The following is a 21410-nucleotide window of genomic DNA, read 5'->3' as shown; positions in this document are numbered from 1 at the left end:
CCACCCGCATGCGGAAGATACTCGTCGTCGGAGCCGGCCAGTCCGGTCTCCAGCTCGCCCTCGGCCTGCAGTCGCACGGTTACGAGGTCACCCTGATGTCGAACCGGACCGCGGACGAGATCCGCACCGGCCGGGTCATGTCGACGCAGTGCATGTTCGACACGGCACTGCAGCACGAGCGCGATCTCCAGCTGAACTTCTGGGAGTCCCAGGCCCCGAAGATCGAGGGACTCGGCGTCTCGGTCGCGGCCCCCGGCTCGCACGACCCGGGCCCCACCCAGCGGGCGATCGACTGGGTGGGCAGGCTGGACGGGCACGCGCAGTCGGTCGACCAGCGGGTGAAGATGGCCGGCTGGATGGAGACCTTCGCCCGGCGCGGCGGCCAGCTGGTCATCCACGGCGCGGCGGTCGGCGACCTCGACTACTTCTCCCGCACCTACGACCTCGTCCTGGTCTCGGCCGGCAAGGGCGAGCTGGTCCAGATGTTCGGCCGCGACGCCTCGCGCTCCCCGTACGGCGAGCCGCAGCGCGCCCTCGCCGTCGCGTACGTCCACGGCCTCGGCCCGCGCCCGGAGCACCCCGAGTTCGACGCGGTCCGCTGCAACCTGGTCCCCGGTGTCGGCGAGCTGTTCATCATGCCGACGTTCACCACCTCCGGCCGCGCGGACATCCTGTTCTGGGAGGGCATACCCGGCGGCCCGCTCGACGTCTTCAACGGCGTCAAGGACCCGGCGGAGCACCTCTCCCTGACCCTGGAACTCATGGAGAAGTTCACGCCCTGGGAGTACGCGCGGGCGACGAAGGCCGAACTGACCGATGCCGGCGGCACCTTGGCGGGCCGCTACGCCCCGACCGTCCGCAACCCCATCGGCCGTCTCCCCTCCGGCGGCCTGGTCCTCGGCGTGGCTGACGTCGTCGTCGCCAACGACCCGATCACCGGCCAGGGCTCCAACTCCGCCTCCAAGTGCGCCGCCGCGTACCTCGCGTCGATCCTGGAGCACGGCGACAAGGAGTTCGACGAGGCCTGGATGCAGGCGACCTTCGACCGCTACTGGGCGACCGCCCAGCACGTCACCAAGTGGACGAACGCCATGCTGGCGCCGCCGCCGGAGCACATCCTGAACCTCATCGGCGCGGCCGGCCAGCTCCAGCCGGTGGCCGACCGGTTCGCCAACGCGTTCAACGACCCGGCCGACTTCGAGAACTTCTTCTACGACCCGGAGAAGACCGGCGCCTACCTGGCCTCGGTCTCCGGGGCCTGATCCGGCCGTACGGCACCGAGCACCGGATAGGACGCCAGAGGGGACACCTCGACGCTCGCTCCGGGGCGCGGTGCCTGTACGACCCTGCCGTCCCCCACGTACATCGCCACATGCGTGGCCTCGGGGTAGTACACGACCAGGTCACCGGGGCGCAGATCGGCGAGCGTGATCCGCTTCAGCCGCCGCCACTGCTCCTGGCTGGTGCGCGGGATGGCGGTGCCCGCGTGGCCCCAGGCCTGCGAGGTGAGGCCCGAGCAGTCGTACGCGGCAGGGCCCTGCGCGCCCCACTCGTACGGCTTGCCCAGCTGGTCCATGGCGTAGCGGACCGCGCGGTCGCCCTCGGCGGAGGCGGGGCGGCCGGCGGGGAGGGCGCCCGCGGCGGTGAGCTGCTGCTGGGCCGCGGTGACGCCCTGCTGTTCCAGCGCGGCGACCGCGGCCAGCTGCGCCGGGGTGAGGGTGGCCAGCAGGCGTTCCACGTCGGCCAGCTTGCTGCGGACGTCGTCGCGCTGCTTCCGCTGCTGGTCGGCGAGGGTGAGCTGGGTGTCCAGGGCCGTGCGGGCGGCCCGGGCCAGGGCGTCCTTGCGCTGCTCCGCGGTGGTCAGCCGGGTCACCGTCCGGGCCTGCTCGCGCGCCAGCTCGCCGATGACATGCCCCTCGTCCAGCGCGTGCTGCGGGTCGGGGGCGAGGAGCACCCGGACGTAGGGCCCGAGGCCGCCCGTGCTCTGGTACTGCCGGCGGGCCAGCCGGCCGGCGTCGGCCCGGCTGCCCTGCAGGGCGAGCCGGGCGCGGGCCAGTTCGCCGTCGAGCCGGGACACCTTGGCCTGCTGCCGCCTCAGCTTCTCCGCGGTGGCGTTGTAGGTCTCGGTGGCCTGCTCGGCCTGCCGGTACAGCTGCTGAAGGTCCGTCAGCAGCTGGGCCACGGAGCGCTGCGGGTCCGGCGCGGCCGCGGCGGGTACGGGCACGAGGACGGCCTGGGCCGCCAGCGCGGCCGTACAGGCCAGGCGCGGAAGCGTTCCTGACACGTCATCACCTCGGGTGCGGGGAGGGCGGGCTGTTCGCCTCCTATGGCACCGCGATAATCAGATGTAATCCGTGCGGGGCGCGCGCCTGGCGTACGCCTGTCACCCGTTTGCGTCGTCCGGCTTGCCGGATGGCGGAGTGGCTGGTGGGGCGGCCGGCTTCGACCAGGGCCACCTGAGCCCTCCGCCGGAGGTGTCGTCCGGGTCGTACTGGTACTTCCAGCCCTGGATCAGACCCAGCCGCTTGCTGTGCCCGCGCGGCACCCGCCGGTAGACGAGCACCGTGGGCGGCCCGCCCTCCGGGTCCGGTACGGGGATGCGGTACGTCTTCGGGGGGTGCCCGGTGGGCCCGACCATGACCGGCAGCACCCGCCCGTCCATGGGTCCGCCCTCGAAGGGGGTGTCCTGACTCTTCACCGTCTCAGTCTCGGCCATCCTCGGCGAGCGCGCCGACGACCGCGGCCGTCTGCGGGTCCCGGGCGGCGGTGACGGTGAGTACGGCCACGAACTGCTCGACCAGCCAGTCGCGCAGCTCCGCCACCGGGGGCTGCTTGTCCTCGTCCAGCCAGATCAGGGAGGCCGCCTCGACGGACGTGATCCAGGTCCGTACGGTCATGCGCAGCCGTGGGCCGGGTTCGGCGACGCCGAGGTGGCTGTAGATGTGCTCGGCGGCGGCCCGGCGGACTCCGTCCACTATGGCCGTCGTCCGCGAGGTCTCCACCACGCTGCCGCCCTGGAGCAGCGCGCTGAACCCGGTGTCGTGCTCGTCGACGAAGCCCAGATAGCGGTCCAGGGCGCGGGACAGGCGGGGCAGCAGGGGGCCTTCGAGGGGCTCGTCGAAGCAGTGCCGCAGCTCCTCGGCGGCGGAGCGCAGAGCGGCCTCGTACAGCTGCTGCTTGCCGCCCGGGAAGTACCGGTACACGAGGGGACGCGAGACTCCGGCCGCCTCCGCCACGTCGTCCAGCGACACATCCTCGGGCGCGCGGTGCGCGAAGAGTTTCAGGGCGGCTTCGAGGAGCTGACTTCGTCGCTCCTCGACGCTCAACCTGCGGTAGGCAGGGGCGGCGGGGGTCATGGGGTTCAGCGTAGTCGCCCCGGCTGCGGGTCCGTTGTGGCTGGTCGCTCCCCCAAGTTCTCGGCTTCGCTCGAACCCGGGGGGACCCCCATCGCGGCGGAGCCGCATGTCAGGCACGGCCCCGCGCCCCTTTGGTGGGACGCTTCACCTACGCCAGCAGGCCCGACGACCTCCACAGCCGCCGCCCCACACCCCTGAGCACACCGATGTCGTCCAGGAAGTCCGTCAGCCGCTTCGCGCCCGTCTGCATGACCTCCCGCCGGTGGCCGCTCGCCTTCACCTGGGCCATGGCCTCCCGCTTGTCCAGCCCCACGTTCGTGTACACGTCGGGGTTCACGAAGGCGATCGAGAAGATCCGGGCGAACTCACCCGACGTGACCCGGGTGAACTCCTGCGACCACTTGGGCGCCGTCATCATCTGGCGCCGCAACTCCTCGCGGGCGTACCGGACATGGCGGGCCTCCTCGACCACATGGATGCGGGTGACGCCGCGGATCAGGGGCTGGACCCGCTCGTCGGGGAACGTCAGCCGCTGCATCCAGTCCAGGATCTCCTCGCCGAGCAGCGTGGCGGTGAAGGAGCCGGGCGTGGTGGAGACGGTCTTGAACACGCGGCCGAGGTTCAGGTGGACCCTGCTGACCGGGTACCAGGGCGTGCCGCCGTGCGAGATCAGCCGGGCGAACATCTTCGAGTGCCGGCACTCGTCCTCGATCTCGGTGAGCGCGTAGCGGACGTGCGCGCTCGTCGCCGCCTTGTCGTAGATGTGCCGGACGAGCAGCTGCATCAGGATGATCTCGAACCAGATGCCGAGCGAGGCCAGCGCCGCCGCCTCGTGCTGGGAGAGCAGGATCCGCTGCTCCTCGCTCATCCGCTTCCACATCGGCGTGCCGTACAGCGACACCAGCTCCGGCGGCCAGAACCACTTGCCCTCCTCGAAGGGCGCGTCCCAGTCCAGCTCCCTGTCCGGGTCGAAGGAGTGCTTGGCGGAGGAGGCGAGCAGCCGCTCGGCCACCTGCTCCCGGTCCTTGAGCAGGCCGAGCGCGTCGCGCAGACCGTCCAGCGCGTCCGCTTCCGTCACGGTCGTCATGGCTCCCTCACCTCGTTACCGCGGGGTACATCGTCCACCCTTATGAGACTGCCTGTCAGCAAGGCCGTCAATCCCCTGCACGTGACTTGTTGACTTCGCGTCTACGTGTGAGCCTGCGGGGTATGCCGACCCACGACCTGTACGCCAACGACCCCGGTGCCTCCCCCTGGCAGGTGCCCGCGAGCGGCGCGGCCCGCTTCAGCTGGGAGTACGACGAAGGCCGCGACCGACTGCTCGCCCTGTACCAGAGGGGCAAGGACAAGCAGTGGGACGGGCAGCAGCGCATCGACTGGGACCTGGAGGTCGACCCGTACGACGCGCTCGGCACGCCCGACGAGGCGATGTCCCTGTACGGCACCAGGTACTGGGACAAGCTGACCGAGAAGGACAAGGGAGAGCTGCGGCTGCACTACGCCTCCTGGCAGTTCAGCCAGTTCCTGCACGGCGAGCAGGGCGCGATGATCTGCGCCGCGCGGATCGTGGAGTCGGTGCCCGACCTGGACGCCAAGTTCTACTCCGCGACCCAGACGATGGACGAGGCCCGGCACGCCGAGATCTACGGCCGGTTCCTGCACGAGAAGCTCGGGCTCGTCTACCCGATCAACGACAATCTGCAGTCGCTGCTCGGCGACACCCTGCGCGACAGCCGCTGGGACATGCCGTACCTGGGCATGCAGGTCCTCATCGAGGGCCTGGCGCTGGCCGCCTTCGGGATGATCCGGGACACCACCACCAAGCCGCTGCCCAAGCAGATCCTCACCTACGTCATGCAGGACGAGGCCCGGCACGTGGCCTTCGGCCGGCTGGCCCTGAGGGACTACTACAAGCAGCTCACCGACGCCGAACTGCGCGAGCGCGAGGAGTTCGTCATCGAGGGCTGCTATCTGATGCGCGACCGGCTGCGAGGGGTGGAAGTCCTGGAGAACTTCGGCATACCCAAGGCCGAGGCGGAGGCGCTGAGCGAGCGCTCCGAGTTCCTCCAGCTCTTCCGCAAGCTGCTGTTCAGCCGGATCGTGCCGTGCGTCAAGGACATCGGCCTGTGGGGCAAGCGGCTGCAGGAGGCCTATGTCGACATGGGCGTCTTCGAGATGGGCGACTCCAGTCTGGACCTGCTCATGGCCCAGGACGAGGAACTGGCCGAGCAGCTGGACGCCGAGCGGTTCGCCGCCGAGGAACGGGACCGGGTCGCGGAGGTGCGGGAGGCGATCGAATCGGGGGCGGAGGAGGGCTGAGGCGGCACCGGGCCGTTCACCCGGGTGCAGTAGCCTCCGGGCGTGTCCATGCCCCCGCCGCCGCAGCCGTACCCCAACGGCCCCCAGCAGCAGCCGTACCCGTACCCGTACGGCCAGCAGCCTCCGCAGCCCGCCCCCGGTCCCTACGGCTCCCCGTACCCGCCCCAGCAGCCCTATCCGCCCCAGCCCTACGGCCGGCAGCCGTACCCCTGGGGCGCGCCGCCCATGGCGCCACTGCCGAAGAAGCGGCGGATCGGGCTGATCATCGGGATCGTGGCCGGAGCCGTCGCGGCGGTCGTCGCGGCGCTCGTCGTGCTCGGGATGGCGGTCGAGAGCGGCTTCCCGGAGGCGAAGAACAAGCTCACGCTGCCCCAGACGCTGCTCGACGGGAAGTACCGGCTCGGCCAGGACCTCTCCGCCACCGAGGGCAAGAAGATCGAGGACGAGGCCGACGGGGCCTGGGACGCCAAGGACCTGCACGGCGTGGTCGGCACGTACAACGTGGACGGCGAGGCGACCAAGGGCACCCTGGTGGTGTCGGGCATGTACGGCCGGTTCAAGAACACCGAAGCGGCCCGCAGGAACATGATGAAGGGCGCCGCCGAGGGCGCAAACGCCAAGGTCGCGGTCCCCTCGAAGGACTTCGACCTGAGCGGCGTGACGATCAGCTGCGAGGTGGTCACACAGGAGCAGATGGGCACGGAGTTCACCATGCCCATGTGCGCCTGGGCCGACGGCAACACGGGCGCCACGGTCGCCACCGTGAACACGCCGCTCGCGTCGCAGAACCCGTCGGACATCGACCTGGAGGCAGCCGCGAAGAACACCGCCGAGATCCGTTCCGAGGCGGTCAAGCCGATCGGCTGACCACCGGGCCCCTGGGCCGGTGCTCACCGGCCCAGAACCGCCCGCATCACATCCCGTGCGATCGGCGCCGCGTCCCCGCCGCCGCTGATCTCGCCCCGGTCCGCCGAGGCGTCCTCCACCACCACCGCGACCGCCACCTGCGGCTGCAGTGAGTCACCGGCCTGCGCCCAGGAGACGAACCAGGCATACGGCACACCGGAGTTGCCGACCCCATGCTGCGCGGTGCCGGTCTTGCCGCCGACCAGGGCACCGCGGATGGCCGCGCGCCGTCCGGTGCCCTCCCGGACCACGTCCGCCATCAGCTCCTTCAGCCGTACGGCCGTCGAGGGGTTCATCACCTGCCGCAGCCCGTGCGCCCCGCTCCCGGCGAGCGTCTCACCGCCCGGCCCGGTCGTCCGCTCCACGAGATACGGCGTGCGCAGCTGCCCGCCGTCCGCGACGGCCGCCGCCACCATCGCCATCTGCAGCGGCGTGGCCCGCGTGTTGTACTGCCCGATCGACGACAGTGCCAGCTGCGCCCGGTCCACATGGGTGTCGAAGGTGCTGGGCGCGACCGAGAAGGGGATGCGCAGCCGGGTGTCGTTGAACCCGAACGCGGCCGCCGCGCCGGTCATGTCCCGCACCCCGACGTCCACGCCGAGCTTGGCGAACACCGTGTTGCAGGACCACTCGAACGCCGACCGCAGCGAGGCGTCCCCGCAGCCGTCGCCCTCGTTGGTCAGCCGGGTCGTGGTGCCGGGCAGCCGGTAGGGGTCGGGGGAGTCGGTGGGCGCGTCCAGGTCGGTGACCACGCCCGCGTCCAGCGCCGCCGCCGCGGTGACCACCTTGAACGTCGACCCCGGCGGATAGGTCTGCCGCACCGCCCGGTTGAGCATCGGCTTCTCCGGGTCGCTGTTGAGCCGCGCCCACGCAGAGGCCACCGCCTCGCCGTTGCCGGACAGCTGCCCGGGGTCGTACGACGGACTCGACACCAGCGCCAGGATCCGGCCCGTCGCCGGCTCGATCGCGGCCACCGCGCCCTTGCGCCCGGCCAGCCCCCGGTACGCCGCCTGCTGCGCGTTCCGGTTCAGCGTCGTGACGACGTTCCCGGCCCGGCCCGGAGAGCGCGTCACACCGCTCCACAGCGGCAGCGGCGACAGCATCGGATCCGTGCCGGAGAGCACCCCGTCCCCGGCGTGCTCCAGGAACGTCGTGCCGTACGACTGCGAGGCGAAGCCGGTGACCGGGGCGTACAACGGGCCGTCCTTGTAGGCGCGTTCGTAGCGCAGCTGCTCACCGGTGTCCACGGAGGCGGTGACCGGCTCGTCGCCGACCAGGATGTCGCCGCGCGGCCGGCCGTACCGGGCGATCGCGCCGCGCCGGTTGGCCGGACTGTCGTCGTAGACCCGGGACTGCACCACCTGCACGCGGGCTGCGTTGACCAGCAGCGCCGCCAGCAGCAGCACGCAGAACGCGCAGGCGTGCCGGATGTACCGGGTCATCGGCCGCCCGCCGCCGTAGTCGCTCACGGTGCCTCCTGCCCGTTGTACTGGCTGCGCGCCGAGTCGCTCACCCGGATCAGCAGCGCCACGATCGCCCAGTTGGTCACCACCGAGGAGCCGCCCTGGGCGAGGAACGGCATCGCCATGCCGGTCAGCGGGATCAGCCCGGTGACCCCGCCCGCGATCACGAACACCTGCAGCGCCAGCAGCGAGGCGAGCCCGACCGCGAGCAGCCGGCCGAAGGGCTCCCGCAGGGCGCGGCCCGCCCGGTAGCCGCGCTCCACCAGCAGGGCGTACAGCAGGAAGATCGCCGCGAGCCCCGCGAGCCCCAGCTCCTCGCCGGCCGTGGCCAGGATGAAGTCCGACTTGGCGGCGAAGCCGATGAGGATGGAGTGCCCGAGCCCGAGCCCGGCGCCGAGTACCCCGCCCGCCGCGAAGGCGAACAGCGACTGGGAGAGCTGGTTGGGGCCCCGCCCGGCCTCGATGGTGGCGAAGGGATGCAGCCAGTCCTCGATCCGCTGGTTCACATGCGGCTCCAGCCGGCCCACCGCGAAGGCCCCCAGCACGGCGAGCAGCAGACCCACCGCGATCCAGCCCGTCCGCCCCGTGGCGACGTACAGCAGCACCACGAACAGCCCGAAGAACAGCAGCGAGGTGCCCAGATCCCGCTCCAGGACCAGCACCCCGACGCTCAGCAGCCAGATCGTCACGATCGGGCCCAGCACCCGCCCGGTCGGGAACTGCAGCCGCCACAGCCTGCGGCCCGTGTACGCCAGCGCATTGCGGTTGGCGGCCAGATAGGCGGCGAAGAACACCGCGAGCAGCACCTTCGCGAACTCGCCCGGCTGGATGGAGAATCCGGCGACCCGCAGCCAGATGCGGGCGCCGTTGACGGCCGGGAAGAGGATCGGCAGCGCGAGCAGGCCGAGTGCGGAGGCCACCCACACATACGAGTACCGCTGCAGCGCCCGGTGGTCGCGCACCACCAGCACGACGGCGATGAACAGCGCGACCCCGAGCGTGGACCACACGAGCTGGGCCGGGGCCGCCTGGTCGTTCGGGGTCTCCAGGTCCAGCCGGTAGATCAGGACCAGCCCCAGCCCGTTGAGCAGCACGGCGATCGGCAGGAACAGCGGGTCGGCGTACGGCGCCCGGATGCGCACCGCGACATGCGCGAACAGCGCGAGCACGCCGAGCCCGGCGCCGTAGCCGGCGGCGCCGGGCGGGACGGTGCCGGTCCGTGCCAGCCCCACCGCGCAGTACCCGGACACGGACAGCAGCACGGCCAGCACGATCAGGGCGAGTTCGATGCCACGGCGCCGGGGGAGGCGTACGGCGGGTGCGGGAGCCTGCGCCGCCGCCGCGGTGGTTCCGGCCTTGGTCATGCCCGGAACCTACCCAAACGGGGTGACTTGTGCGCAGGCCCTGGCACCCGCGTGGCGCGGGCCCGGCGCGCGGGCATGGGGGCACCCCCGGGAAACGGGCAGATCTGACCGATCGCCAGGTTATGGGCGGTCAGATGGGGGGATGCCCCCCTCCGAGTGGTCCGCTCGGGGGCGCCCTACCGCCGCTCCACCAACGGCAGCACCAGCGTCGCCACGGCCCCGCCGTCGATCGCGTTGGCGAAGAACAGCCTGGCCCCCAGGACCTCCGCCTGCCCGAGCGCGATGGTCAGCCCCAGCCCGTGCCCGGTGGCCCCGCCCTCCGTGCGGAACCGCTGCGGCCCATGGGCCACCAGGTACTCCGGATAGCCGCCCCCGTGATCCCGCACGGTCACCACGGCGCCGTTGACCGTCACCACCACCGGAGGGCCCCCGTGCTTGTGCGCGTTGGCCACCAGGTTCCCCAGCACCCGCTCCAGCCGCCGCCGGTCGGTCTCCACCCGCGCGTCGGCGAGGACGCGCACCTCGGTGTCGGTGCCCGAGGCCCGTACCACCCGCTGGGCCAGTGCGCCCAGCTCCTCGGTGTCCAGCTCCAGCTTCTCCCGGCCGGTGTCCAGCCGGGAGATCTCCAGCAGGTCCTCGGTGAGGGTGCGCAGCGCCGCAACCCGGTCCCGCACCAGCTCCGTCGGCCGGCCCGGCGGCAGCAGCTCCGCCGCCGCGTGCAGCCCGGTCAGCGGGGTGCGCAGCTCATGCGCCACGTCCGCGGTGAAGCGCTGCTCGCTCAGCAGCTTGCTCTGCAGGGTCGACGCCATGGTGTCCAGCGCCGCCGCCACCGCGGCCACCTCGTCCTGCGGACGGGACGGGTCCTTGGTCCGCGGGTCGTCGACGCGTGCGTCCAGATCGCCCCCGCTGATCCGCCGGGCCACCCGCGCGGTGCCGTGCAGCCGCCGGGTCACCCGGGTCACCGCGAACACGCCGACCAGCACCGTCGCCCCGATCGCGAGCCCCGACGACCACAGGATCGACTGGTCGAGGCCGGCGATGGTGCGGGACTGCTGCGAGTAGTCGATCGCCACGGCGAGCACCCGGTGCCCGGCCACCGGGCCCGCCGCCCACATCGTCGGCCGCCCGTCGTGCGTGGAGACCATCGTGCCGCGCTGACCGGCCGCCGCCAGCGCGCGCAGCGGCCCGGGCAGCCCCTTGGGGTCCACCCCGGCGTTCGGCATCAGCGTGTCCCCGGCCTCGTAGTCCAGGGTGGTGTCCGCGAGCCGGGACAGTGCCAGGTTGCGGGCCTGGCCGACGGTCTGGTTGGTCACCGAGACATGCACCAGGATGCCGAGCAGCGCGGCCAGCGCACAGCACATCACCATGATGAACGCGGCGGCCTTCACCGCGAGCGGCCCCGCCCAGCGGGGGAGTACGAGCCTCATCCCGCGCTCGCGGAGGACGTGGCGGAGGGCGTCGTGGAGGGCGTGGCGGACGGGGTCGGCGAGGGCTTGGCGTGCCGGCCGTGACCGGTGTGCAGATACTCGTCGCGGGAGAACACCATCGCGCGCTGCCCCGAGTCCCACACCCAGGTCGTGCGGTACTCGTAACCGGAGATGTCGGCCGGCGAGCGCTCGATCAGCGACCGTCCGGCCAGCTCCACCCCGAGGATCGCGTCGTTGTCCGCCAGCACCTGCACCAGCCTGTGCTTCTCGACGGTGTAGACCCGTACGGCCGTCTGGTTGGTCGGGTAGAGCCGGAAGCCGAGCGTCATGTCGTCCCGGCCGTCGCCCGTGAGGTCCCGGTAGTACGGCTTCAGCAGCGGGCAGCGGGCCTCGTCGCCGCCGGGCCGGCAGTCCTTCAGCCGGTCCACGGTCGCGTGGTACGCCCCTTTGGAGCCGTAGTCGTCCGGATGCGCCTTGATCTCGGCCTCGACCACGTCCACCGCGTTCACCCGGTGGATGTCGTCGCCGGGGACCGTGATCCCCTTGACGACCTCCCGGGTCGCCACGTCGTAGGGGTACGCCGGACTGGACGCCGGGCGCAGGTCGGGCCAGAGCTTGGCGGGGCTGACGGCGGTCGGGGTCGCGCCCGCGCCCCGCAGCCCGCCGGCGTCCCCACAGGCCGCCGCGGTCGCCGCGAGCAGGGCGACGGCGGCCGCGGTGAGGGCGATGCGCAGGGGACGGCGGGCTGGCACGGTGCTCCTGGGGCGTCGGGGTCGGACAGGGCCCCGTACACCTTATTCGTAGTCGAAGAATGTCGTATGTAAGTCCTTTTTGCACCCGTCAGGGTGGTGCTGGCCGGGGCGGCGCCTGCCGAAGGGCTACTCGGCCAGCTCCTCCAGCAGCCGTACCGTCGGCAGTCCCGCGCGCAGGTACTCCACGAACAGCTCGTTGTGCAGCGCCCACGCCGAGCGCCGGGCCCGGATCAGCTGGATCACCTCGTCCGGCGACGCCTGCCCCCGCTGGACCAGCGCATGCCCGACGACCAGGCCCGAACGGTTGTACCCGTGGTAGCAGCGTACGAGCACCCGGCGCCCGGTATCCAGTGCCTCGTTCGCCGCGCGGGCCAGCCGGATCACCCCGGCGAGCTGCGTCCCGTCCAGCGGACCGTCCGGAATCGGCCACACATGATGCTCGACCCCCGCACCGGGGCCGTACCCCGGCAGCCGCAGCAGCGTCTGCACCACATCGAACTCATCGCGTACGACGGCCGGCTCCGGCCGTCCCGAGCCGCCCCGGAACTCATGCCCGCCCATCCACAGTCCGGGCACGATCTCGCTCCACGGACTTTGCGGAGCCGGTACGTCGGGCTGCCTCCCGCGGATCCGCAACGGCGCCTCCCCAACTCCCCCAGGGCCTGTCCGACACGGTAACCGGTCTTGCCCCGGGAGCACCCCGCCTGTTCCCATGGTCGAGGGGTGATGGCGCATGAGCGCACTGCGCGTGGTGCCGGCCGGCCGGCACGGCCGGGAGCGGCTGTACGTCTGCCGCCCGGACGGATCCAACGTCGCCTGGTACGACCGTGAGACCGGCCGGGTCAACCTGCTCGGCGAGGACAGCAGAGACGACGTGCTCCAAGCCCTGAAGCCCTTCCTGACCGGCCCGGTGACCGTCGGCCCGCCACCGGTCCCGACCCCCGCGGAACTCGCCCGGCTGACCCTGCACCCGGACGACGACCTGGCCCCCAACCGCCCGGGCGAGGCCCTGCTCGTCGCCCTCGACCGCGACCCCGGCGCCGCCCACCGGCTGCGCCCCGACCCCCGCCGGCGCGCCCTGACCGCCGAGGAGACCGTGGGCGCGGCCCTGGACGCCCTGGAGGGCGGCGGCTGGCACACCCTCCATTCCATCCCGCTGCCCGGCGCCGACCGCATCCACCATCTGCTGCTCGGCCCCGGCGGCCTGTTCGCCGTACACGCCCTGTACGCCCGCAAGGCCCGGGTCCTGGTCGCCGACCCCATGGTCACCGTCGGCCGCCGCGAGCCCGAGCCGCTGCTGCGCCGGCTGCGCGCCCTCGCCGACCGCGCCTCCTACGCCCTGACCGCCGAGGTGCGCCCGGTCCTGGCCCTGGCGGGCCCGGCCGAGCTGACCGTGACCGCCCCGCCGCGGGCGGTACGGATCCTCAAGGACACCGAGCTGGCGGGACTGGCCCGGCTCGGCGGGGTGCTGAAGCCGGCGGACGTGGAGGCCCTGCACGCGATGGCCCGGGACCGGAACACGTGGGAGAGGCTGTAGCGGGGGGAGGGGGTGCCGCCTCAGGCAGGAGGCCGTTGCTTCAGGGGAGGGGGGCTGCCGTCTCCGGGTCCAGCAGGGGTGCGGTGAGATCCCCGAGGTCCTGCAGCCGCGGCGCGATGTCGCCCGCCTGGAACTCCAGCTGAGCGGGACTGCGGCAGTCCGCGACCTCCTCCCACGTCACCGGCGCGGACACCAGCGGGACCCGGCGGGCGCGCAGCGTGTAGGGCGTGGCCGTGGTCTTGCGGGCAGCGTTCTGGCTCCAGTCGACGAACACCTTCCCCGGCCGCAGGCTCTTCGTCATCCGGTGCACCACCAGCCGCGGCATCGCACGCTCGGCCTCCACGGCGAGCGCCTTCGCGTACTCGCTCGCCCGTTCGGGTGAACCGCCGCGCACCGCCGCCAGCAGATGCAGCCCCTTCGACCCGGCCGTCTTCGGGTACGCCTCGATCCCGTCCGCCGCGAGCCGCTCGCGCAGCCACAAGGCCACCTCGCAGCAGTGCACGAGGGTCGCGGGCGCCCCCGGATCGAGGTCGAAGACCAGCCGGTCGGCCTCGTCCGGGTCCTGCACCAGCCACTGATGCGTATGGAACTCGGTGACGAGATTCGCCGCCCACACCAGACTCGGCAGATCCTGTACGACGACCATCCGGGCCGGCCCCTCCGACCGCGCCACCTCGGCGGTCGCGACCCACTCGGGCGTACCCGGCGGCACGTTCTTGGTGAAGAACAGCTGCCCCTCCGGGCCGTCCGGGTAGCGCAGGAAGGACACGGCCCGGTCACGCAGATGGGGTAGCAGCACATCGGCGCTGGTCGCGTAGTAGTGCACCAGCTCCGCCTTGGTGAAGCCGGTCTCCGGATACAGCACCTTCTCCAGATTGCTGAGCGCGACCCGCCGCCCCTCCACCTCGGTGATAGGCGTCATACCATGACAATCCCAGACATTGGCTTATGTAACACCGGCAACCAGAAGCAAGGGTGCGGCACGTGCGATCCATATGGAACGGCGCCATCTCCTTCGGTCTCGTCAGTATCCCGATCAAGCTGGTGAACGCCACGGAGAGCCACGCGATCTCCTTCCGCCAGATCCACACCGAGGACAACGGACGCATCCGCTACCGCAAGGTGTGCGAACTGGACGACCGCGAGGTCACCCAGGCCGAGATCGGCAAGGGGTACGAGGACGCGGACGGCACGATCATCCCGATCACCGACGAGGACCTCTCCCACCTGCCCATCCCGACCGCCCGCACGATCGAGATCGTGGCCTTCGTGCCGGGCGAACGGATCGACCCGCTCCAGATGGACGCGGCGTACTACCTGGCCGCCGGCGGCGTGCCCGCCGCCAAGCCGTACGTCCTCCTGCGCGAGGCCCTCAAGCGCAGCAACAAGGTCGCCATCGCCAAGTACGCGCTGCGCGGCCGGGAACGGCTCGGCATGCTGCGGGTGGTCGGCGACGCCATCGCCATGCACGGCCTGCTGTGGCCGGACGAGGTCCGCGCCCCCGAAGGCGTCGCCCCGGACACGGACGTCACCGTCCGCGACAAGGAACTCGACCTCGCGGACGCCCTGATGGACACCCTCGGCGAGGTCGACCTGGAGGATCTCCACGACGAGTACCGGGCGGCGCTGGAGGAGGTCATCGCCGCGAAGGCCTCCGGCGAGGCACCGCCACAGGCGCCCGCGCCGGCCGCCGGGGGCAAGGTGCTGGACCTGATGGCGGCGCTGGAGAACAGCGTGCGGGCGGCCCGGGAGTCGCGCGAGGCACCGTCCGGCGGTGAGGCCGAGGTCAGACCCCTGCCACGGCGGGCCGCGCCGAAGGCGGCGGGAGGCAAGAAGTCGACATCGACGGCGAAGAAGACGGCCACCGCGAAGAAGGCGGCGGAGCCGAAGAAGTCGACCGCGCAGTCGACGGCGAGGTCGACTGCGAAGGCGACAGCCAAGTCCACGGCGAAGTCCACGGCGAAGAAGACGGCGGCGAAGGCCGGGGCGAAGACGGAGGCGAAGAAGGCCGCGCCCCGCAAGCGGACGGCGTGAGGGCGCGTTCCGAGCGCAGTTGGGCTGTCCCCGAGCCGTTGCGCCGCCTGCCCCCTAGGGGGTTGCGGTGCTCGTCCGCCGGCTCAGCAGCAGCACCAGCGCACCCCCGCCGACGGCCAGAGCCGCCAGCACCGCGCCGAAGGCCGTCGTACCCGTCGTGAGCCCCACCACGTCACTCAGATAACCGGCGCTGACCGGAAGGAGGGCGGCGGGCAGATAGCCACCGACATTGAGGGCCGCGTTGGCCTCGGCGAGACGGTTCGCCGGCACGGCCGAGTTCAGCAGGGACAGGCCCCCCAGCTGGCCCATGCCCTGCCCCGCGCCGGCCAGCAGCGCGGCGGCGACCAGCGCGGCCACCGACCCGGCGTGCACGGCGGTGATCAGCACGAGCATCCCGAGCGCGGTGGCACTCGCACCGGCGACCAGGACCGTACGCAGGCCCCGCCGCCGTACCGCGAACTGCACACCCGTGGCGCACAGGAACATCACGAACGCCAGCGCCCCGGAGACGATCCGGCTGCTCGTGCCCAGCAGGCCCGCCAGCAGCGAGGGACCGAGCGAGAGCACGAACGACGTGGCGGTGATGCCGGGCGCGAAGACGGCGACACCGAGGGCGAGTTGCCGCCCGGCACGACGCGGCACCCCCGGCACCCGAACCCAGGCCCCAGCTCCGGCCCCGCCCTCGTCCGCGGCGGGCCGCGGCACCGGCATGCGCAGCACCACCACGACGGCCGTGACCAGCAGCACCGCCTCCACCGCGAACACGGTGACCGTGGGCGCGGGCAGCGTCTCGGACAGCACCCCCGCGAGCAACGGACCCGTCCCCGCCCCCAGCACCATCGCGCAGGAGGCCAGTAGCGCCGCGAGCGGCCGACGCCCGGGCCCGGCGACATCCGTCACCGCGGCCATGCCGGCCGAGACCACCGCCCCGACCGCGATGCCGGTGCACAGCCGGGCGGCGATCAGCGCGGTCACCCCGCCCGCGGTCGCGAAGACCAGGCAGGCCACCAGGGCCAGCCCCAGCGCGGGCAGCAGGACGGGCTTGCGCCCGACCCGGTCGGAGACGACACCGGACACCAGAAGGGAGCCCAGCAACCCGGCGATGTAGCAGGCGAAGACGACGGTCAGGGTCCCCCTGCCGAACCCCATCTGCCGCTGCCACACCACATAGAGCGGGGTGGCCGCGTTCGACAGCACGAACACGGCGGCCACAGGCCAGGCGGCGAGCCAGATCCAGCGCACGGGCGCTTCGGCGGCACGCCGGCACCGGGCTGCTCCGACGGCCGTTCGTCTGCGGGTTCCGATTCCGGGCATGGCGAGTCCCCTCTCGATGACTGTACGGTCAAAGTCGTACTTGTACGAGCGGAGCCGAACTTAGCATGCAGTACGATCGGAGTCGTACAAGAATTCCCCGGAAGGGAGCCGCAGTTGACCCCGAACAGGCCCGCCATCACGGGAACCGAGCCGGACGCCCCGGAGGTCAAGGTGCTGCCGGACCCCCCCGGCCTGCCCGATCCGCTGCCCGAGCCGCCGGTCGAGGAACTGCGCCTGGAGACGGTCCTGGGCGCGCTCAGCGACCCGCTGCGCCTGCAGATCGTCCGCAAACTGCTCCTGGAGTCGGAGGAGTACGACCACACCTGCGGCTGGTTCGGGCTGGACCGCCCCAAGTCCTCGCTGACCCACCACTTCAGGGCCCTGCGCGAGGCCGGTGTCACCCGGCAGCGCCAGTACGGCCTGGAGCGCCGCAGCCACCTCCGGGTAGCCGACCTGAACGCCCGCTTCCCCGGCCTGCTGGCCCTGGTGGCCGCCTGGACCCCACCGGACACCCCCTGACAACGAGGGAGCGGGACCCAGTGAACTGGGTCCCGCTCTCTCGTATCGGCATCCGCCCTGACCAGCGCATAAAGTTCGCTGATCTTCGGCGAGTGCCCCCGGCAGGATTCGAACCTGCGCACACGGCTCCGGAGTGAATGCCTAGATCAGCTGGCGTGGCCTTCTGGCCTGCGGCGGAGTCCCTCAGCGAGTTTCAGCGGTACCGAGTGTGTCGGAGGTGTGTCGGACGCCCTCGCTATGCCCGCGCCGTCAAGCCGGTGAACCTGCGTCAGGTCTACTCGCTCCGCCGGCCGTTCAAGGCAGCCTCGCCCGTGTCTGCGCCCACCTCACGCTCTTGTGCGCCGTTGTCACCGCGCCTGCGCCTGGGTAGCCTGCACCTTGCCATGCGGACCTGGGCTGAAGTGCTGGGGCCGACAGCAACCCGCCGTTGACCATGCGAACGGGCAAGTAGCTCGTGCGACACGTCAATTGGCAGGACTTCCCATTACTTGTGGCCACATCGGCGCGCGTTTGTGCTGGTGCGGCTTCTGAGACGTGATGTGAGACAAAAGTGATTTATTCGTTCATCGCGCACACGAGTCCGGGGCGGAGCAGAGTGTTCGCCCTTGTCAAAGGTCCTCGCGAAGAGTTGGAGGCAGTGACCACGCTGGGAGCCGGCGATCTCCACCTGACCGAGGAACTGGTCGACGCGCTCAACGGATTCCTGGCCGATCGGGACGACACGGCTCTCGAAGTAGTCCTGAACCGAGTCCCGAAGCCTGTGCGCATGGCCACGCAACAATACCTCAAGGAGAAGTGCCCGCCGGTGCTCGGAGCCTTTACTGGGTTCGGTCCGATCGACGTGGTTCGCCCTGCTGTCTACTTCAGAGACATCGATGATGAGCTGGAGGAGTATCTCGAGGGTGCATACATGATCGGGCTCGGTATTCGCATGTCGAACGAGCGGGACAGCGAAGGTGACGTCGAGTGGGTTATGCAGTTGCTCAGCGATGAAGTCTCCGTGCCAGCCAGCGCCGAGCCTCGCACATGGGAGCTTCCCGCAGAAGCGAAGCTCCTGCAGACCTGGACGAGTAAGCAACGCACCGGCCCTGTCGGCCCCGTTCGCGGCGCGCTCAATGTGGCGGAGGAAGCAAGCGGCCAGGGGCGTTGGGTAAGGATCCATACGTTGCTTCACAGCGACCGCGATGTCGACTTCGAGGGCAACGGAACTTCGGAGTTCGTCGTCGACGTCTTCGATGCGCCTATCCCGCTGCAGCGCTTGGAGGGGTAGTGGGTGGTCCTGCCGCGCTCGGCAGTCACGGCTGTTGAGCGCGGCAGCACGGCTGCCACAGTCGCCGGAAGCTTCGCGGCCCAGCGAACAGGTCTTGTGGGTCTGGCACGTCTGCACGGACGCTTGCGGCGGCTGAGCCTGCGTCAGGCCATGTGGGCCTTACCAGGTCGGTGGTTATGCCGGATCTGCCGATGAGCCCGCCAGCTTGGGCACAGACTGTCAATACTGGGAATAGCTGCCCCGCTATGCAAACCTCTCCACATGGGCCTGACTCCTGAGCAGCAGACAATCGTGGTTGAGGAAGCGAAGCAAGTGGCTGCGATGATTCAATCGAAGTACACGAGCCTCGGCCAAATTGGAGCTCTGGCACTCGTGGTCGTAACTGCCGTGGCGGGCATTGCCAAGACAGGTGGCGTAGGACCCATTTTCCTCGCGGCCCCACCAATGCTGTGCATTGCTTTGGCGACTATGACGCACTTCTATGCGGACGCTTTGGCCCTAGGAGTGTATCTAGAAAAGCTACAGTCTGCACTCAATGAGGACCTGCCGGGCGAAGTCAAGCTCGAATACAACAAGCTCCTGCATCGTCGTCGATATCTAGGGCTTATTCCAATTCAAGGGACATTTTTGCTACTCATTTGTGCCGCCTATATCGCGGCCGGTGAGATCGCGTATAATCTTGCGCGCCATGGGGGCGCGTCTCAAGTGTTTTATTGGACAAGTTTGGTGCTGGGTTCTGCGTGTCTAATCCTGGCTGCAGTCGATGCACTGCGCTCCGAACGAGTAGCAGCGCAACTAATTGGAATCCCCATTGAGCAAGTCGCAGGATCAGGGGGTCCGCTTGGTTTGCGCTAGGGAGGCCGCTTGCGTCAGGTGTCGAGGAAATCCCATTCCTCGCCAAGCACCCAGCGCAGAGCCGAGAGTTTCCCGTGCATGAATCCCCATTCCCAATCACTCACCGGTGGAAGCTCATCTTCTCCGTATTTGGCCTCGATGCGTTCTCTCGCGGAGGCGATTGTCTGCCTTAGTGAGTCTGATAGCTCTGGATTTATCTTCCCTTCTTCGGTATCCCTCATCAGGCTTCGCCCATACCAAATCTTGTCGAAGTACTCCTGCTCGGCAGCAAGGATGTCAGACAAGGATCTAGTCTCAGACGCATCTTGAATGAACTCTACTTCCTCTGCCTCATCAAGGTAGTCACTCCCTAGCCTTTCCCCCAGGATTGTAATGAGCCCGTCGACGTCATACACGTAGTGAGAGTTCTCGGCGTTGAAGAGGTCTGCAATGTCTGGGTGTGGCTCTCGACGGTCGCCTTTGGGGACCGAGAAGTCGGTGTAGTTTGAGGTTGCGAAAACGTAATTATCCTGTGAGCTGCCGTCCCTGACGGCCGACGTATATTGTTCAATAATCAACGCGTCTGCGATGCTGTTCTTGTTCTCTAGGTGTAGTGGCGCCTTTCTTGCCAAGCCGCGCTTTACGATCGCCGCGTACTCGGAATCACCCGGCCGCAAAGCTGTTCCAGATCGCAGCAAATCGGAGATCTCTGAGAAATTTTGGAGAGAGCGCGTGCTGACGTGCGGTATGTGGTGAGCCATCTCCGCGACCCACTGTTGGGCTGCGTCATCCCCGTAATCCTGCAAATCTTGACGCAGAAGCCTGAATCGCTCGCGTACGCTGCTAGAGGTGGCGGCCTCTGCCCGAGGTCGGTTTCGTTCAAATTCTTCTGCAATTATGGAAGGGATCAAGAGGTCTAGCTTCTTTTGGAAGAATAGAACCCTCAGAGGGACGATGATCTGTTGGCCGTCCCGGCGTTTCGCGATGTTCAACCAAACCGACGTGTCAATGAGCAAGCGCAGCATAGTGGGGATGGTACGGAGACCCTGGCGCTTCGGTGGTGGCTTTTGGTGAGACCGCAACGGATCTCCTGTCCTTGACGTGCACCAGCTGGTTGCAGCTGGACACACAAGCCGACCGCCCGATGAGGAGGTAGGACGCCCTCATGAGCCAGGCCAGACCGGAAGTCGCCTCCGGCTCCTACGCGCATTGGCGTCCGGCTTCGCCGGCAGCTGTAACATGCGGGGGGCGCCCCGGGATGTTACAGCCTCTCGGAGCCGGGCAGGGCGTTCGATGCCGTCCCATGGATGTGGCCGCAGCACGCCCTTGCTCTGTCAGTCGAGCGACGTACGGTCTACTCAGGCGGACATGGAGGTTAAATGCCTGAGCAGGTAGGCGAGTTCAGATGGTGGTGGATCAAGTTATGCAACCCGAGGGATGCGCGGTTCTTCCTGTACTACCCCAACAGCGGGGCTGCGGACGCTCAGGTTCTGCGGGTATGCGATCGAGACGGCCTTGATCACGCGGTCTTGATCTGGAACATCTGTCATGGCTGCCGATGTGGTCTGATCGCGAAGATCTCGATGATCCCTGAATGGCAGCGCCAGGGGCTGGGACGTCGGCTCGTGCGATGGGCTCTGCGTGAGGGACCGGGCTACGACTGGGTCACGTCAAGCCAGTCGCCTGACGGCCAGCAGTTCTTCCCTGTGCTGGCACGCGAGACCGGCGCAGCGCTCACCAACAAGGGGAAGACGTGCGCGCACATCGACGTGGCGAACCGGGCCTTTCCTCGACCTCGACTCGTACGCGATGTCTGAGTGCGTCCGTCCCGATCCGGACACCCCGGACAGCCTCCATTCAGGCTGTCCGGGGTGATAGCGCAGGTGAGAGCCATAACCGGACAGCCGGACAGCGCGGACACCTCCCAGCACGGTTGCATCGGACCCGGACAGTCCGTCCGGGTCCTCTCCCGTTCACTGCCGCACGCTGGTCATGGTCGTGGAAGGGCTGAGATCGCTTAACCGTTCCTTGCCGCCTCGGTACCGTGAAAGGCGCCCCTACTCAGCAGCGGGAGGCAACACCCCATGCGTGGTCTTGGAGATCACCTCAGCATCGGCGAGCGCATCGCGTTCTATCGGAAGCGCCGCGGCTACACGCAAGAGGTGCTGGCCGGCCTGGTGGGTCGGAGCACTGAGCTCTTTCAGCGTTGCCGCTCCAGCGTGAGGACGGCAGCGGCGATTGACGTCATTCGATTCGGGCTGCACCGGGATCGGCGGAAGATGCGCCAGGACTTCAAGCGTGCGACCCCGCGCTCG

21 protein-coding genes and 1 pseudogene are annotated in these 21410 nt (G+C 69.7%); 9 read left to right on the top strand and 13 right to left on the bottom strand.

Features of this window, described 5'->3' with window-relative positions; genetic code table 11:
• The first annotated feature begins 8 nt into the window (after positions 1–8).
• Entirely contained in the window at positions 9–1262 is a 1254-nt protein-coding gene (locus tag AB0L75_RS25575; RefSeq protein ID WP_365184920.1) for a styrene monooxygenase/indole monooxygenase family protein, read from the top strand.
• On the opposite strand, the gene AB0L75_RS25570 is transcribed toward AB0L75_RS25575, so the two are convergent.
• From AB0L75_RS25570 to AB0L75_RS25555, 4 genes are all read right to left on the bottom strand, one after another.
• The gene (locus AB0L75_RS25570; protein ID WP_365184918.1) at positions 1235–2284 is read right to left on the bottom strand and encodes a C40 family peptidase; all 1050 of its coding nucleotides are present in this window, start codon (positions 2282–2284) and stop codon (positions 1235–1237) included. The genes AB0L75_RS25575 and AB0L75_RS25570 overlap by 28 nt on opposite strands.
• 99 nt (positions 2285–2383) lie before the next feature.
• Positions 2384–2698 carry a hypothetical protein gene (locus AB0L75_RS25565; RefSeq protein WP_365184915.1) on the bottom strand — a complete coding sequence of 105 codons (315 nt, stop codon included), beginning with the start codon at positions 2696–2698 and terminating at the stop codon, positions 2384–2386.
• A 4-nt stretch (positions 2699–2702) separates the two neighbouring features.
• Complete coding sequence (locus AB0L75_RS25560; RefSeq protein ID WP_365184912.1) at positions 2703–3356, bottom strand: helix-turn-helix domain-containing protein; 654 nt, start codon at positions 3354–3356, stop codon at positions 2703–2705.
• Between the two features lie 148 nt (positions 3357–3504).
• Positions 3505–4443 carry a diiron oxygenase gene (locus tag AB0L75_RS25555; RefSeq protein ID WP_365184910.1) on the bottom strand — a complete coding sequence of 313 codons (939 nt, stop codon included), beginning with the start codon at positions 4441–4443 and terminating at the stop codon, positions 3505–3507.
• Between the two features lie 122 nt (positions 4444–4565).
• On the opposite strand from AB0L75_RS25555, the gene AB0L75_RS25550 reads away from it, so the two are divergent.
• On the top strand, positions 4566–5675 hold the full coding sequence (locus AB0L75_RS25550) for a ferritin-like domain-containing protein (protein WP_365184908.1): 1110 nt from the start codon (positions 4566–4568) through the stop codon (positions 5673–5675).
• Between the two features lie 48 nt (positions 5676–5723).
• On the top strand, positions 5724–6542 hold the full coding sequence (locus AB0L75_RS25545; protein ID WP_365185372.1) for a hypothetical protein: 819 nt from the start codon (positions 5724–5726) through the stop codon (positions 6540–6542).
• Between the two features lie 23 nt (positions 6543–6565).
• Here AB0L75_RS25545 and AB0L75_RS25540 read toward each other — a convergent pair whose 3' ends face one another.
• From AB0L75_RS25540 to AB0L75_RS25520, 5 genes are all read right to left on the bottom strand, one after another.
• Entirely contained in the window at positions 6566–8023 is a 1458-nt protein-coding gene (locus AB0L75_RS25540; protein WP_365185369.1) for a penicillin-binding transpeptidase domain-containing protein, read from the bottom strand.
• A 23-nt stretch (positions 8024–8046) separates the two neighbouring features.
• A complete protein-coding gene (locus AB0L75_RS25535) occupies positions 8047–9408 on the bottom strand; it encodes an FtsW/RodA/SpoVE family cell cycle protein (RefSeq protein ID WP_365184905.1) in 1362 nt (453 codons plus the stop codon).
• A gap of 176 nt (positions 9409–9584) precedes the next feature.
• Entirely contained in the window at positions 9585–10835 is a 1251-nt protein-coding gene (locus tag AB0L75_RS25530) for a HAMP domain-containing sensor histidine kinase (RefSeq protein WP_365184902.1), read from the bottom strand.
• Positions 10832–11587 (bottom strand): hypothetical protein, encoded by a 756-nt coding sequence (locus AB0L75_RS25525; RefSeq protein WP_365184900.1) that lies wholly within the window; start codon positions 11585–11587, stop codon positions 10832–10834. Before AB0L75_RS25525 ends, AB0L75_RS25530 begins: the two co-directional genes overlap by 4 nt.
• A gap of 126 nt (positions 11588–11713) precedes the next feature.
• Entirely contained in the window at positions 11714–12223 is a 510-nt protein-coding gene (locus AB0L75_RS25520) for a protein phosphatase (protein ID WP_365184898.1), read from the bottom strand.
• A gap of 97 nt (positions 12224–12320) precedes the next feature.
• Between AB0L75_RS25520 and AB0L75_RS25515 the strand changes: the two genes are divergently transcribed.
• Positions 12321–13124 (top strand): nuclease-related domain-containing protein, encoded by an 804-nt coding sequence (locus AB0L75_RS25515; protein ID WP_365184896.1) that lies wholly within the window; start codon positions 12321–12323, stop codon positions 13122–13124.
• Between the two features lie 40 nt (positions 13125–13164).
• Here AB0L75_RS25515 and ligD read toward each other — a convergent pair whose 3' ends face one another.
• Positions 13165–14046, bottom strand: coding sequence for a non-homologous end-joining DNA ligase (ligD, locus tag AB0L75_RS25510; RefSeq protein WP_365184894.1), 882 nt, complete (start codon positions 14044–14046; stop codon positions 13165–13167).
• Between the two features lie 62 nt (positions 14047–14108).
• Between ligD and AB0L75_RS25505 the strand changes: the two genes are divergently transcribed.
• On the top strand, positions 14109–15158 hold the full coding sequence (locus tag AB0L75_RS25505; RefSeq protein WP_365184893.1) for a Ku protein: 1050 nt from the start codon (positions 14109–14111) through the stop codon (positions 15156–15158).
• A 54-nt stretch (positions 15159–15212) separates the two neighbouring features.
• On the opposite strand, the gene AB0L75_RS25500 is transcribed toward AB0L75_RS25505, so the two are convergent.
• Positions 15213–16472, bottom strand: a complete 1260-nt coding sequence (locus tag AB0L75_RS25500; protein WP_365184890.1) for an MFS transporter — start codon at positions 16470–16472, stop codon at positions 15213–15215.
• Positions 16473–16607: 135 nt separating this feature from the next.
• On the opposite strand from AB0L75_RS25500, the gene AB0L75_RS25495 reads away from it, so the two are divergent.
• From AB0L75_RS25495 to AB0L75_RS25485, 3 genes are all read left to right on the top strand, one after another.
• Positions 16608–16991 carry an ArsR family transcriptional regulator gene (locus AB0L75_RS25495; RefSeq protein ID WP_365185367.1) on the top strand — a complete coding sequence of 128 codons (384 nt, stop codon included), beginning with the start codon at positions 16608–16610 and terminating at the stop codon, positions 16989–16991.
• 637 nt (positions 16992–17628) lie between these two features.
• Positions 17629–18261: a hypothetical protein gene (locus AB0L75_RS25490; protein WP_365184887.1), complete on the top strand. Its 633-nt coding sequence runs from the start codon at positions 17629–17631 to the stop codon at positions 18259–18261.
• Between the two features lie 261 nt (positions 18262–18522).
• Positions 18523–19116: a hypothetical protein gene (locus AB0L75_RS25485; protein WP_365184884.1), complete on the top strand. Its 594-nt coding sequence runs from the start codon at positions 18523–18525 to the stop codon at positions 19114–19116.
• A gap of 14 nt (positions 19117–19130) precedes the next feature.
• Here the strand turns inward: AB0L75_RS25485 and AB0L75_RS25480 are convergent, their stop codons facing one another.
• The gene (locus AB0L75_RS25480) at positions 19131–20120 is read right to left on the bottom strand and encodes a PIN domain-containing protein (protein WP_365184883.1); all 990 of its coding nucleotides are present in this window, start codon (positions 20118–20120) and stop codon (positions 19131–19133) included.
• A gap of 354 nt (positions 20121–20474) precedes the next feature.
• On the opposite strand from AB0L75_RS25480, the gene AB0L75_RS25475 reads away from it, so the two are divergent.
• Positions 20475–20912 (top strand): hypothetical protein, encoded by a 438-nt coding sequence (locus AB0L75_RS25475; RefSeq protein ID WP_365184880.1) that lies wholly within the window; start codon positions 20475–20477, stop codon positions 20910–20912.
• Positions 20913–21295: 383 nt separating this feature from the next.
• On the opposite strand, the pseudogene AB0L75_RS25470 reads toward AB0L75_RS25475, so the two are convergent.
• Positions 21296–21410, bottom strand: a pseudogene (locus tag AB0L75_RS25470) (IS5/IS1182 family transposase); the annotation flags it as partial.

It is taken from the genome of Streptomyces sp. NPDC052101, assembly GCF_040680235.1.
Classification (GTDB): Bacteria; Actinomycetota; Actinomycetes; order Streptomycetales; family Streptomycetaceae; genus Streptomyces.
The sequence above is the reverse complement of the archived record's forward strand: the minus strand, read 5'-3'. Positions and strand labels throughout refer to the sequence as shown.